Here is a 13,451-nt window from a genome sequence, read left to right on the forward strand (position 1 = left end):
CGGCTAGTCAGCAAAGAACCCTCCGCCTTGATCAGCTTCTCCAGATCTGCAGCGCGGGCATAGTTCACACGGACATACTCGGTACGCAGCGGCGCCAGCGCCTCAATTTTCTTCTGACTTTCCAGCTCTAGCTGCTCACGAGCGGCGATTTCATCCGCAGGAGCCACCAGAAGAACATTACCGATCTGACGCTTATCCAAACCTTTGGTCTTCAGAATCAGATCCAGAGCCTGATCCCAAGGCACGTTCTGCAGGCGCAAGGTAATACGACCAGTAACAGTATCCGAAGCAACCAGGTTGAGACTGGTGAAATCGGCAACCAGCTGCAGAACCGAACGAACCTCAATATCCTGGAAGCTGAGCGACAGTTTTTCACCGGAATACTGGAATGCATCTTTCTTACGCTTGGAGGCTTCAACCTGAGTCACCGGTTTAACATTGATGGTGAACATGTTGTCGGCCTGATAGGCAAGGTATTCCCAGCTGCCATCAGCCTCCACAATCATTACCGTACTTTGACCGTCGTAACGGGAGTCAATGAATTTAACCGGAGTAGCAAAGTCAGTCACATCGAGACGACGATGCAGATCCGTAGGCAGCTTGGCACCAACGAATCGGGCAATAATCCGACCGCCCTCTTCGCGCACATCTACCGGAATAGAGGAAGATGAAAGACTGATATTGATCTGGCCTTCGCCCTGACTGCCACGGCGGAAGTCCACAGTGCGCACATCCAGCGAGCCCGCATCTGGCACAGCCACTGCGCCATCGCTGGGGGCAGCCGCGGTCTGCGCTGCGGCATTGCCGTCGACGCCGAGCACGAGCACAAGATCATTACCCTGCACTTCCGTCTCGTAGCCCTGCAACTGGATCATGTTAACGATCAGTCGAGTACGATCCTTGGCCTCTACGACCGTGATGCTGCGCGCATTGCCAGTACCCAAGTTGTGATACTTGGTCGTCAGACCACTGGTCGCATCTAACAAATCGAGGGCAATACGGGCCGGCTTTTCGATGCTGTAACCCTTTACCTCCGGCGGAGCGCCATCAAACGCCAAGCGCACTTCCAGGCGATTGCCGGGTAGAGACGCGTAGCTAATGTCTTTCAGAGTGGCTGCAGAGGCAACCGTCGTAATCACCGACACCAGCGCCGCGCCGAGGATCAGCGAAATTCTGCGAGCAGCTGAGTGCTTTTTTGTTCTAGCCATTTTGATTGTCATGGTGTTATCCCCAGCTCCGTTTATTCAGCTAGCTTGATGGTACGGGCACGTTCGACCCATCCATCTTGCCCGTCGGGTACGATTTCAAGTACGCCAACCGATGTTTCTGAAACGTCAATAATACGACCGAAATTTTTGCCCATGTGATTGCCGACCCGGGCCCGATTCACAGTGCCAGTCGGGTCCTTCACCAGCACCTCGAGGGGCTGTCCTGGGCGAGAAATCGAACCCACCATTTTCAGGGAGTCCAGAGTAAAGCGTTCCAGATATTCCCGCGGGCGAGTGAAGTCAGGCTCGACCTGCCGCCCCTGAGGAATCTCCACTCCAGAATCATCAATAGGCGGAGTAAAGGGCCCGCGCAGCTGATGCACTGAGTAAGACACACTGGCAATCGGCGCAAATTCCGGCGGCGGCTCAATGCGACCTCTGGGCCGCGCCTTGATCTCTGCCATTTTTGCCTGCAGATCGGAGAAATCGCCCGAACCACCGCAGGCGGACAGGGAGGCCAGAGCCACTACTGCCAGCAGACTACGAAATGCAATTTTGACTTGGCGCGCGATCATCATTTACGCCTCCCCGCCGGAGCTGCCGCCCCAGACGCATAGCGATACGTTTTGGCGCTGATGGACATCTCAAGAAAGCGGTTTGCCGACTGACTAACCGGCTTGATGGAAAAGTCATCCAACGTCACGATCCGCGGCAACGCAGCTACACCGCTAACAAATGAGCCGAAACCATGAAAGTCTCCGCGCACCGTCATCTTGATAGGAAGCTCGGCATAAAACTCTCGCTCTACAACCGAACCTAACTCAATACGGTCAATCTCAAGGCCGCTGCCCAGACCAGTATGGGTAATGTCTTCAAGCAGACCAGGCACTTCGGTGTCCTTGGGCAGCTGGCTTAGTAGCGAGCCAAACATCTCCTCCATATCCACCATCTGCCTTTTATACTGCTCAAGATTCTGCGCTGTGAAGGCCTTCTTCTCATACTGCTGCATGAGGTTGGTCTCTTCATTCAGGTAGCGCTCTAGCTGACTGTTCTGCTCGACAATACTCAGGAAGTAGCCAGCTGCGAGCACCGCAACAAACACCAGCACCGCCGCACCAAACTTAACCGGCAATGGCCAGCCACCCACATTCTCAAAATCGAGATTCTGCAGGACATCCATCAACTCCTGCGGATCAAAGGCCTTCTTATCGGCTTTGCTCATTTGCCACCCCCTTGGCTATCGCTATTGGCGCTGGGGAGTTCCTGACTAACCGTCAAGCTAAAGGTATTCGCCTGAGCATCGCCAGCTGCAGCAGCGACGGTTCGCAAATCCGGATCCTTAAACCATGCCGAATCGTTCAGATTGCGCATCAACGCTGAGATACGGTTATTGGAATCTGCAATGCCCGAGATAGTGAAGAGATCGCCCTTGCGCTCAATGCTGGTGTAGTACACACCATCTGGCAGAGTTCTCACCAACTGATCAAACATGTAGACAATGTAGGGTCGGTTATTCTGTAGATCCTGAATAACGTTCATCCTCGAAATCAGCTCTTCACGACGACGCTCAAGCTCACCGATTTCCTTGATCTGCTGATCCAGCTGGGAAAGCTCCCGCTCAATATAGCCATTGCGGTTGCGCTGATTATCAACCTTGCCATCAACGACACTCTTCCAGCCGAAGAACACCAGCGCGCCAAGCACAGCAGCAAATGCCAGCATGATGATGAAATCCTGCTGCTGCTGCTTACGGCGCGCCTCACGCCAGGGGAGAAGGTTAATTGTTGTCATTGGTCGAAGCTCCTCAGGGCAAGGCCACAGGCGATCATCATCGCGGGAGCATCGTTGGCGATTGCGCTGGCGCTAACCTTGTTAGACAGCGCCATGTCGGTAAACGGATTGGATACCGAGCAGGCAGCACCTACCTTGTCCTGGATCAGTTCCGGCAGGCCAGCGATTGATGCCGAACCACCGGCCAAAAGGATGTAATCAACTTCATTAAACTGGGTAGAACCATAGAAGAACTGCAGCGAACGGTTAACCTGCTGGACAATCGCGTCCTTGAAGGGCTGCAAAACTTCGCTCTCGTAGTCATCCGGCAACTCACCGGTTTTCTTGGCAAGCCCTGCCTCTTCCATGGAAATGCCATAACGACGCTGAATTTCTTCAGTTAACTGCTTACCGCCAAACAACTGCTCGCGGGTATATACAGTGCGCCCCTGATGGAAAACGTTGAGCGTGGTCATAGTCGCACCGATATCAAACAGCGCGATGGTTTCCAACTCCGCCGCATTAGGCAGTTGCGGCAGAACCAGCTGGAAAGCACGCTCCATGGTGTAGGCTTCAACATCTACAACCTTGGCTTGCAAACCACCAATTTCAAGAGCGTCTTCGCGCATCTCGACGTTTTCGGTGCGCGACGCAGCCAGCAGGACATCAACTTTGTCTGGATTACTCTCGGACTCGCCAAGAATTTCAAAATCCATGCGAACTTCGTCCAGAGGGAAAGGAATATACTGATCTGCCTCGATCTTCAGCTGATTCTCGATTTCATCCTCACCGTAGGAGGCATCCATCTCAATCATCTTGGTAATCACCGCAGAGCCAGCCACAGCCACGGCGGCCATCTTGGAGCCCGGGCGCGTGCGACTGACCAGACGAGCGATGGCGTCACCAACGCCTTCGACGTCAACGATGTTTTTTTCCTGAACCGCATTGGCCGGCAACGGCTCGACACCGTAGCTCTCGACCCTGTAGCGCCCCCCGGACTTGGACAGCTCAAGCAGCTTGACTGCGGTAGAGCTGATGTCGATTCCCAGATATATCTGGGACTTTTTCCTGAACAAGGCCAGCACGTTGATGTCCTATCTGGTTGTTATCGGACTATTTTTATCGAAGAAATATACACTTACAGGATATTCATGTCTAATCACTTTAGGAATAATTAATAACAGAAAGGATGTTAGATCACAACTTGCTTTGCCCCATATAATGACGGGCTTCACGGGTGGCTTCCGGCCTACCCCCCAAAATGACAGTTTTTCAGGTTTGAAAATCATGCAGTTACGAAGACCTTGGTGGCGCTGGCTACTGTTGGCAGCAACCCTTTCCGTCGCCGGCACCATCATGGTGCTTAATGCCGCCTACTTATATCTGGCCCCGCAACTGCCCCCAGCCAGCCAGTTGAGCGATGTGTCTTTCCAAATCCCCCTGCGGGTTTACTCGGCTGACGGACTGCTAATTGGCGAGTTCGGCGACAAGCGCAGGACGCCCCTTAAATACGAGCAACTGCCACCAATGTTTGTTAAGGCCGTACTGGCAGCGGAGGATGACCGCTTCTTCGAGCATGGCGGCGTGGACGTGCGCGGCCTGCTCCGAGCCTTTGCTGAACTGCTGCGCTACCGCGAGATCCGCTCCGGCGGATCAACCATTACCATGCAGGTAGCGCGCAACTTCTTTCTTGATCGCGAGCAGAAATTCCTTCGTAAATTCAATGAGATAGTGCTTTCCCTGGAAATTGAGTCGGTGCTCAGCAAGGAGCAGATATTCGAGCTCTATATGAACAAGATTTTCCTTGGCCACCGCGCCTATGGCGCGGAAGCCGCCGCCCAGGTCTATTACGGCAAATCAATCAGCGAGCTTGATCTGCCCCAGTGGGCAATGATCGCTGGCCTACCCAAGGCGCCGTCCGCTTACAACCCGATTACCAATCCAGACCGTGCCTTGAGCCGGCGCAACTGGATTCTACGGCGCATGCACAAAGTTGGCTTTATCGATAAAGAGCAACTGGATATTGCTCGCGCCGCACCTGTGGACGTCCGCTATCACGGCCCGGCGCCAGAGCTGGACGCATCCTATCTGGCGGAAATGGTGCGCCGCGAAGTGGTTGCCCGATTCGGTGCAGAGAACGCCTATACCAGCGGCCTTCGGGTTTACACCACACTGGAAGGGCCGCGTCAGGCAGCAGCGGTGCACGCGCTGCGTTCTGGCTTGCACGAATACGATGAACGCCATGGCTGGCGCGGCGCAGAAGCCTCCCTTGATATAGGAGAGCTAGACCCGCTGCCGGAGCCAGAGCTGGTTACCGATAACGACGAGTCCATCGCATTGCTGCACCAGTGGACCGCACTGCTGCGCCCATTTAACCCCATTGCTGACCTGCAGCCAGCACTGATCATTAGCACCGGAGAGCAAGATGCCAAAGCGCTTCTTGCCAACGGCCAACAGGTCACACTGAGCTGGGAAAACATTCAGTGGGCACGGCGCTATATTGACGTCGACACCGTCGGCGCCGAGCTTACGCGGACAACCGATGCCATCAAAGCTGGCGACGTAGTGCGGCTGCGAGAAATCATTATTGAAGGCAATAGTCAGTGGCGTCTGGCACAGATTCCGGCGGCACAAAGCGCGCTGGTAGCGCTGGACCCAAAAACTGGTGCTGTGCGCTCGCTGGCTGGTGGCTTCAGCTTCAACCAGTCAAATTTCAACCGCGCCCTTCAAGGACAGCGTCAAGCAGGCTCCGCGCTCAAGCCGTTTATCTATACAGCCGGACTGAGCAAAGGCCTGACCCCTGCCTCGCTAATCAATGACGCGCCAATCGTTTTTGAAGACTCGGCGCTAGAGACAGCATGGCGCCCCACCGGCGCAAGCAGCCGCTTCTATGGTCCGACCCGTCTTCGTGAGGCGCTGTACCGCTCTCTCAATCTGGTATCGATTCGCCTGCTGCAACAAACCGGCATCAGTAACACGGTGGCTACGCTGAAGGAGTTTGGCCTGCCCACCGAGCGATTCCAGCGCGATCTCTCTCTGGCACTTGGCAGTGCCGCATTGACGCCCATGGAAATGGCAACCGGGTACAGCGTGTTCGCCAATGGCGGCTTCCGCGTTGAGCCCTGGTTCATGCAGCGCATCGACGATAACCAGAACAACACCCTGTGGCTCGCCCCCGAGATAGTGCTGTGCGACCCGGAGTGCCCAACAGAATCAGCGGAGCAGACAGAGGTAGCAGATACAGTAGAGCCAGAGCTGCCCATCGCGAATCCCAAAGAAGTGGTCAGCGAGCAAAGTGTATTGCCGACTCCCGAACCCATCGAAGTTCAGCGCGCGGTGGACGCACGCTATGTATGGCTGATGGACTCCATGCTTAAAGACGTGGTGCGCCGTGGCACCGCCTACCGGGTAAGTCAGCTGGGCCGGCGCGATCTTGCCGGCAAAACCGGCACCACCAACGATCAGGTTGATGCCTGGTTCGTCGGCTACTCTCCTGCACTGGTGGCCGCCGTCTGGGTAGGCTTTGATGAACCAACATCCCTTGGCCGCGGCGAGTATGGTGGCAGAGCCGCACTGCCAATCTGGATGGAGTACATGACCAATGCACTGCAGGGCGTAGAGGAGCAACAATTACCTCAGCCCGCTGGCATTGTCACCGCTCGAATCAATACATCGAGCGGAAAACTGGCTCGCCCCGGCGACGCAGACGCCATCTTTGAATACTTTATTGAAGGCACAGTGCCCGAGCAGGATAGCAACAGCCCATCTGAGTCCATCCACGACGATGTACAAGATGAACCTGAGCATCTGTTCTGAGACGATTGCCAGACGAGAGAAATAAAAAAGGCCGGATAACCGGCCTTTTTTATTTCTCTCGAATATTACTGAGGAAAGACATCATCTACTGTGCTTAACGGGTAGTGGGCTGGATAACCTTTACCGGCCACACCTGAGTCAACCGCCGCTCTCGCAACAGCTGCAGATACAATACCAAGCAGACGCGGATCGGTAGGCTTGGGAATAATGTACTCCGGGCCAAACGACAAGCCTTCACCACCATATGCATCCAGCACCACCTGCGGAACCGGTTCGTGAACCAGCGCAGCAATGGCATGCACTGCAGCAATTTTCATCTCTTCATTGATAGCCCGGGCTCGTACATCCAGCGCGCCGCGGAAGATATAGGGGAAGCCCAGTACATTGTTAACCTGATTAGGATAGTCGGAGCGACCGGTAGCAATAATCGCATCCGGGCGAACGGCGCGGGCCAACTCGGGGCGAATTTCCGGGTCCGGATTAGCCAGCGCAAAAATGATCGGCTTCGGCGCCATTTTCAGCACCATATCCTGCGTCAGCATATCGGCGCCAGACACACCAATAAACACATCCGCGCCATCAATTGCATCATCCAGGGTGCGCTTGTCAGTGTCATTGGCAAACGCGGCCTTGAACTGGGTAAGATCGTTGCGGCGAGAATGAATTACACCCTTGCGATCCAGTACCAGAATATTTTCCTTACGCGCGCCCATCTCTATGAGCAGCTTGATCGACGCCACGCCGGCGGCACCAGCCCCGACACAAACCACGCGAATATCTTCAATCTTTTTCTGCTGAATGCGCAAAGCATTGACGAGGCCTGCTGCAACCACAATTGCAGTGCCGTGCTGATCGTCATGGAATACCGGGATGCTGCACCGCTCTTTCAGAGTACGCTCGATTTCGAAACACTCCGGCGCCTTGATATCTTCAAGGTTAATGCCGCCAAAGGTTTTGTGAATGCGCACCACCGTATCAATAAAGGCCTGCGTAGACTCGGCCTCCATTTCAATATCGAATACGTCGATTCCGGCAAACAGCTTGAACAGAATGCCTTTACCTTCCATCACCGGTTTGGAGGCCAGGGCACCAAGATCGCCCAAACCAAGAATAGCGGTGCCATCACTTATCACTGCCACCAGATTACCTTTCGAGGTGTAGCGATAAGCCAGCTCCGGCTCGCGAGCAATTTCCCGTACCGGCTCGGCAACACCTGGGCTATAGGCAAGAGACAGGTCACGCATGGTGGCGGCCGGCTTGGTCACTTCCACGCTGATTTTCCCCGGACGGGGTTTAGCGTGATATTCCAGTGCCGCCTGTTTCAATTCATCAGACATGACTTGCCTCTCTTAGACCTGCTTGATCCGCCCAAACCTTGGCCGGAGCCTTGGCTGCCCGGCTGTCTGCCGGAAAACACCGGCACCAATGCCGGCCATGCTATACAGACTGTTTCTGGGGCCCGATTAAACGCAAAAAGCACCCTGCGGGTGCTTTTCGCTTGAGTCACCAGACCTAACCAGATCAGGACTTCTTGCGTGACCCGATAGCGCCGAAACGCTGCTTGAACTTGTCGATCTGGCCACCGGTATCGGAAACCTTCTGGCTGCCGGTATAGAACGGGTGGCAAGCTGAACAAACGTCAACCAGAAAATCATCACCGCGGGTCGAGCGGGTCTTGATGACATTGCCGCAAGAGCAGGTAATGGTGACGTCTTTGTATTCGGGATGGATATCTGCTTTCATGACTCGACTCCTGGCGTGTCGCTACCCGAAACCGTTTTCGGGCACCACACTATCGGCTTGCGCCGGGCAAATTTGAGCGCGAATCATACCAGCTTGTCTTGGCGACGCAAGCAGGGCAGGCGACAATCCTGCCTTTATCTGTTGCCGAGAGCCATTGATGCCCCCTTCCCCATCCACTCTGGTGCTAAAGGTTGCCGTACCGGCGCCGTTGCGGCAGCTGTTTGACTATCTGCCCGGCAGAAGTGGGGAGCTGCCGGCACCCGGCTGCCGCTGCGAGGTGCCCTTCGGCAATCGGATGCTGATTGGCGTGGTCTGGGGTCATCAGCAAAGCGAAGTAGAGAGCAGCAAACTTAAGCCCATCCGCCGGGTCATCGACCAGCAACCGCTGCTTGATGAGGACCTGATGGCGCTGTGTGACCATGCCGCCAGCTACTACCACCACCCCATAGGCGATGTTGTCGCCACCATGCTGCCTGTGCTGCTACGTCAGGGTAACGAAGCTCTATTACCCGGCCGATTGGAGTGGCAGCTTACCGCCCAGGGTCGCTTTGCCGAGCCTTCGGCGCTAAACCGGGCACCGCGACAGCAGCAGGCACTGGAGCTACTGCAGCAACACCCCGCCGGGCTGCCCGCTGACATGCTTGCCGGTCTGGACATCCAGCGTACCGCTCTGACGTCTCTGGAAAAAAAGGGCTGGGTGGTACTCCGCGAAGTCGAATCCAAGGCACCGGCCCCACGCAGCCTGATGGCCGAAGTACCGCCCACGCCAGGCACCGAACAGCTGGCTGCCATCAAGGCGATTCAGGGATCCAAGGGCTTTACCCCGTTTTTGCTGGATGGCATCACCGGCAGCGGTAAAACCGAAGTCTATCTACAGGCCATGGCGCCGCTACTGGCGGAAAAAAAGCAGATTCTGGTGCTGGTGCCGGAGATCGGCCTGACTCCACAGACCGTGCGGCGCTTTGAAAAGCGCTTCAACGTACCTGTAATCAGCCTGCACTCTGGCCTGACCGACCGCGAGCGTTTGCATGGCTGGCTGCGCGCCCGCCGGGGTGAAGCGGGCATTATTCTGGGCACCCGCTCGGCCATTTTTACCCCGCTACTGCAGCCTGGCATGATCATCGTCGACGAGGCCCACGATGGCTCACTGAAACAACAGGACGGCCTGCGCTACTCGGCCCGCGACCTTGCTGTGTGGCGCGCCCGACTGCTGGACATCCCGGTGGTTCTGGGTAGTGCCACACCGGCACTGGAAACCCTGCAGCTTGCCAGAGCAGGTCGCTACCGCCATCTGAAGCTCAGCGAGCGAGCGGGCAACGCCGTGCCACCAACGCTGCTACTGGAGGACTGTCGCAGCCTGCCAGGACGGCAGCCCATTAGCCCTAACAGCCTGAAGGCCATTGAAGAAACCCTGAACAAAAAACAGCAGGCGCTGGTATTCCTGAACCGCCGCGGCTACTCACCATTGATCCATTGCCACGACTGCGGCTGGGAGGCCGAGTGTCGCCACTGCAGCGTGCACATGACCTGGCACAAGAGCGACAACCGGCTGATCTGTCACCACTGTGGCGCCCAGCAACGCATCCCCCGGCACTGCCCGGGTTGTGGCTCAAGCAATCTGGGCGATGCCGGCACCGGCACAGAAAAGCTGGAAGAACTGCTCAAGGCCCGACTACCAGATTGCAACATCATCCGCGTCGATCGCGACAGCACCCGGCGCAAGGGCAGTCTGGATGCGGCCCTGAAAAAGGCCCATAGCGGCGCCCCCGCCATTTTGGTGGGCACCCAGATGTTGGCCAAAGGCCACCACTTTCCCAACCTTACGCTGGCGGTGATCCTCGACGCCGACGGTGGCTTTTTAAGCTCTGACTTTCGTGGCCCTGAACACGCCGGGCAGCTCATCCTTCAGGTTGCCGGCCGCACTGGTCGGGAGCAGGTCGCTGGGCGGGTCCTGATTCAAAGTCGCCACCCGGAACACCCGTTACTGCACATACTACTGGCTGGCGATTACAACAAGCTGGCTGATGCCCTGTTGGGTGAGCGCCGCGATATAGGCCTGCCCCCGTTCGGTCATTTGGCATTAATCCGTGTGGAGGCCGCAAAAATCGATCAGGGCATGTCTCTGCTTGGTGACATTGCTCAGCTGGAAGGGCTTCCCGAGGGGGTTCAACTGCTCGGCCCCATTCCGGCGCCCATCGAGCGCCGTCAAGGTCGCTTTCGCAGCCAGCTGCTACTGCTTGGCCCGGACCGGCCACCACTGCACCGCGCCATTGATGTGATGCTGGCCCGCCTGGACAGCCACCCGCTGGCGCGTAAATGTCGCTGGCATCTGGATGTGGACCCGGTGGACCTTCTTTAAGCTTCTCAAGTGCCGGCAGGAAAACCTGCCGGCTTTGCCTTACAATCGCCGGCCATTATCCGCCGTGTTTCGGACAACCAATGAAAGACCGCATTATCCAGTCGCTTGATCAAGCCATAGCCGCACTGAAAGCCAATGGCACCCTGCCAGCGGATGTCACCGTAACGCCGCAGGTTGATCGCACCAAAGACCGCAGCCACGGCGATTACGCCACCAACCTGGCCCTGATGCTGGCCAAGCCGGCGCAGAAGAAACCCCGTGAACTGGCAGAGCTATTGATCAACAACCTGCCAGCGGATGGCAGCATCAGCCGCACGGAAATTGCTGGCCCCGGCTTTATCAATTTCTTTCAGGCGGATGATCTGCTCGGCCGCCAACTTAGCAATGCTCTGGCAGATAGCCGCCTTGGCGTTGCCCCAGCCCACCCAGTACAAACCGTGGTGGTCGATTACTCTGGCCCGAATCTGGCCAAGGAAATGCATGTTGGCCATTTGCGCTCCACCATCATTGGTGATGCGGTAGCGCGCACGCTTGAATTTCTCGGCCATCGTGTGGTTCGGCAAAACCATGTCGGCGACTGGGGCACCCAGTTCGGCATGTTACTGGCATTATTTGAAGAGTTGCCCGGCGATGCCGGCCAGCAACTATCAGACCTGGAAGCTTTTTATCGAGATGCAAAAAAGCGCTTTGATGCATCGGAAGACTTCGCCAATCGTGCCCGCGCTCTAGTGGTCAAATTGCAATCCGGCGATGCAGACTGTCTGGCCCTATGGAAGCGCTTCAACGAAATTTCTCTAAACCATTGCTTTGAAGTTTATGAGCGTCTTGACGTCAGCCTGAGCCGTGACGATGTGCGCGGTGAAAGCACCTACAACCCCCTGCTGACAGAAGTTGTTGCCCAGCTCAAGCAGAAAGGCTTACTCAGTGAAAGCGATGGCGCCTCCTGCGTATTTCTTGATCAGTTCCGCAACAAGGATGGCGAGCCACTACCGGTAATTGTGCAGAAGAAGGATGGCGGGTTCCTGTATGCCACCAGTGATCTTGCTGCACTACGCTATCGACAAAAGGAATTCGACGCCAATCGTATGTTGTATTTTGTTGATCAGCGCCAAGCACTCCATTTCCAGCAGGTCTTTGAAGTGGCACGGCGAGCGGACTTTGTCAAAATGGATACCGATCTGGTGCATATGGGATTTGGCACCATGAACGGCCCGGACGGAAAACCTTTCAAAACACGTGATGGCGGCACGGTAAAACTTATTGATCTGCTCAACGAAGCGGAGCAGCGCGCTCTTGTCCTGGTGAAGGAAAAAAATCCACAGATGGATCAATCCACACTGGAAGACATCGCCCGCCAGGTCGGCATTGGCGCAGTAAAGTATGCAGATCTTTCGAAAAGCCGACAGAGCGATTACATCTTCAACTTTGACCAGATGCTTAGCTTCGACGGCAACACCGCTCCCTATCTGATGTATGCCTGGACACGTATCGCCAGCATCTTCCGCAAGGCGGGCTTGGACAGCGGTAAACTGCAGGGCACCATTGATCCACAAGCTGAGCAGGAAATTGCGCTTGGCAATCATCTGGTGCAGTTTGCGGAAGTATTGAATCAGGTAGTCGACAAGGGGTTGCCGCACATGCTGTGCAGCTACCTTTATGAGCTTGCCGGGCTGTTCTCTTCTTTCTATGAAAACTGCCCGGTATTAAATGCCGATGATGCCTCCGTTAAACAAAGTCGGCTGTGTCTTGCCGCGTTGACCGGTCGCACATTGGAGCAAGGTCTAGACCTTTTGGGCATCAACACTCTGGAGCGTATGTAATGGCACGCAAACCTGCATCCCGAGGAGCCAGCCCCAGCCGTAGCCGCAACAGAAAGCCAGAGCGCCAGGTGCCCGGCTGGGTGTGGGCGTTTAGCGGTCTTGTCTGTGGCGCCTTTGTCATGTTCCTTTATCACCTCGCTACCATGCGAGCCGATGCGCCAGACATGACCGGCCAAACAAAAGAAGTAGCGACAACGGAACAGCCAGAGGCGAAGCAAACCGGTCCCCGCTTTGACTTCTATGCGGTGCTGCCCAAGATGGAGGTAATCATTCCCAAGGGCGAAGATGATCCAGCGCCTGCCAGACGCAACCAGGAAGCAGAATCCGGCGCTGGCACCGACGAAAACACCCAGGCAGCGGCCTCCCGTCAGGAGCAATACCTGCTGCAGGCTGGCAGCTTCCGCCGCAACAACGATGCCGACCGCCGCCGTGGCGAGCTGATCCTGCATGGCCTGAGTGCCCGAGTACAGCCCGTGTCGATGGATAATGGTGATACCTGGTATCGAGTAATGGTCGGGCCTTTCGATAACGCCAACGCGGCCCACCGGGCGCAGGACAAGCTGGCTTCTGCGGGAATTGAGACGCTGGCGATTCGCGCCAAGACTGACTGATCGGCTGATACAGGAGCGGCCCGACCCGCCGGGACGCCCACAGCCACAATGTAACCGCAAGCCTTGAAACTCCTGCCCACGTCCCCATGTCCCATGTGACGCGTCCATTTACCTCTTCACCGCA

11 protein-coding genes are annotated in these 13,451 nt (G+C 56.2%); 4 read left to right on the forward strand and 7 right to left on the reverse strand.

Features of this window, described 5'->3' with window-relative positions; translation table 11 throughout:
• The 5 genes from J1C54_RS02905 to J1C54_RS02925 form a co-directional block, all read right to left on the reverse strand.
• On the reverse strand, nt 1-1,220 hold a 1,220-nt coding region (locus J1C54_RS02905; protein WP_229144350.1), incomplete at its 3' end, for an AMIN domain-containing protein.
• A gap of 20 nt (nt 1,221-1,240) precedes the next feature.
• Nucleotides 1,241-1,786, reverse strand: a complete 546-nt coding sequence (locus J1C54_RS02910) for a pilus assembly protein PilP (protein ID WP_229144351.1) — start codon at nt 1,784-1,786, stop codon at nt 1,241-1,243.
• Nucleotides 1,783-2,430, reverse strand: a complete 648-nt coding sequence (locus J1C54_RS02915) for a type 4a pilus biogenesis protein PilO (RefSeq protein WP_229144352.1) — start codon at nt 2,428-2,430, stop codon at nt 1,783-1,785. The genes J1C54_RS02910 and J1C54_RS02915 overlap by 4 nt, the downstream gene beginning before the upstream one ends.
• A complete protein-coding gene (locus J1C54_RS02920) occupies nt 2,427-2,999 on the reverse strand; it encodes a PilN domain-containing protein (RefSeq protein WP_229144353.1) in 573 nt (190 codons plus the stop codon). The genes J1C54_RS02915 and J1C54_RS02920 overlap by 4 nt, the downstream gene beginning before the upstream one ends.
• Nucleotides 2,996-4,063: a pilus assembly protein PilM gene (locus J1C54_RS02925; protein WP_229144354.1), complete on the reverse strand. Its 1,068-nt coding sequence runs from the start codon at nt 4,061-4,063 to the stop codon at nt 2,996-2,998. Before J1C54_RS02925 ends, J1C54_RS02920 begins: the two co-directional genes overlap by 4 nt.
• A gap of 202 nt (nt 4,064-4,265) precedes the next feature.
• Between J1C54_RS02925 and J1C54_RS02930 the strand changes: the two genes are divergently transcribed.
• Nucleotides 4,266-6,794: a penicillin-binding protein 1A gene (locus tag J1C54_RS02930; RefSeq protein WP_229144355.1), complete on the forward strand. Its 2,529-nt coding sequence runs from the start codon at nt 4,266-4,268 to the stop codon at nt 6,792-6,794.
• Nucleotides 6,795-6,859: 65 nt separating this feature from the next.
• Here the strand turns inward: J1C54_RS02930 and J1C54_RS02935 are convergent, their stop codons facing one another.
• Both J1C54_RS02935 and rpmE read right to left on the reverse strand, forming a co-directional pair.
• Entirely contained in the window at nt 6,860-8,131 is a 1,272-nt protein-coding gene (locus J1C54_RS02935; protein WP_229144356.1) for a malic enzyme-like NAD(P)-binding protein, read from the reverse strand.
• Between the two features lie 184 nt (nt 8,132-8,315).
• Complete coding sequence (gene rpmE, locus J1C54_RS02940; protein WP_229144357.1) at nt 8,316-8,537, reverse strand: 50S ribosomal protein L31; 222 nt, start codon at nt 8,535-8,537, stop codon at nt 8,316-8,318.
• Between the two features lie 157 nt (nt 8,538-8,694).
• Here rpmE and J1C54_RS02945 point away from each other — a divergent pair, with 157 nt between their 5' ends.
• The 3 genes from J1C54_RS02945 (at nt 8,695) to J1C54_RS02955 (ending at nt 13,327) form a co-directional block, all read left to right on the forward strand.
• The gene (locus J1C54_RS02945; RefSeq protein ID WP_229144358.1) at nt 8,695-10,896 is read left to right on the forward strand and encodes a primosomal protein N'; all 2,202 of its coding nucleotides are present in this window, start codon (nt 8,695-8,697) and stop codon (nt 10,894-10,896) included.
• Nucleotides 10,897-10,976: 80 nt separating this feature from the next.
• Nucleotides 10,977-12,716, forward strand: coding sequence for an arginine--tRNA ligase (gene argS / locus J1C54_RS02950; RefSeq protein ID WP_229144359.1), 1,740 nt, complete (start codon nt 10,977-10,979; stop codon nt 12,714-12,716).
• Nucleotides 12,716-13,327, forward strand: coding sequence for an SPOR domain-containing protein (locus J1C54_RS02955; protein WP_229144360.1), 612 nt, complete (start codon nt 12,716-12,718; stop codon nt 13,325-13,327). Before argS ends, J1C54_RS02955 begins: the two co-directional genes overlap by 1 nt.
• Nucleotides 13,328-13,451: the final 124 nt, after the last annotated feature.

The sequence above is a fragment of the Alcanivorax sp. 1008 genome, from assembly GCF_020667895.1.
Taxonomy (GTDB): Bacteria; Pseudomonadota; Gammaproteobacteria; order Pseudomonadales; family Alcanivoracaceae; genus PGZG01.

Coding starts and splice junctions, on each gene's coding strand:
- rpmE (WP_229144357.1), bottom strand. CDS start 8,537: ATGAAAGCAGATATCCATCCCGAATACAAAGACGTCACCATTACCTGC.
- J1C54_RS02920 (WP_229144353.1), bottom strand. CDS start 2,999: ATGACAACAATTAACCTTCTCCCCTGGCGTGAGGCGCGCCGTAAGCAG.
- J1C54_RS02930 (WP_229144355.1), top strand. CDS start 4,266: ATGCAGTTACGAAGACCTTGGTGGCGCTGGCTACTGTTGGCAGCAACC.
- J1C54_RS02955 (WP_229144360.1), top strand. CDS start 12,716: ATGGCACGCAAACCTGCATCCCGAGGAGCCAGCCCCAGCCGTAGCCGC.
- J1C54_RS02915 (WP_229144352.1), bottom strand. CDS start 2,430: ATGAGCAAAGCCGATAAGAAGGCCTTTGATCCGCAGGAGTTGATGGAT.
- argS (WP_229144359.1), top strand. CDS start 10,977: ATGAAAGACCGCATTATCCAGTCGCTTGATCAAGCCATAGCCGCACTG.
- J1C54_RS02910 (WP_229144351.1), bottom strand. CDS start 1,786: ATGATGATCGCGCGCCAAGTCAAAATTGCATTTCGTAGTCTGCTGGCA.
- J1C54_RS02945 (WP_229144358.1), top strand. CDS start 8,695: ATGCCCCCTTCCCCATCCACTCTGGTGCTAAAGGTTGCCGTACCGGCG.
- J1C54_RS02935 (WP_229144356.1), bottom strand. CDS start 8,131: ATGTCTGATGAATTGAAACAGGCGGCACTGGAATATCACGCTAAACCC.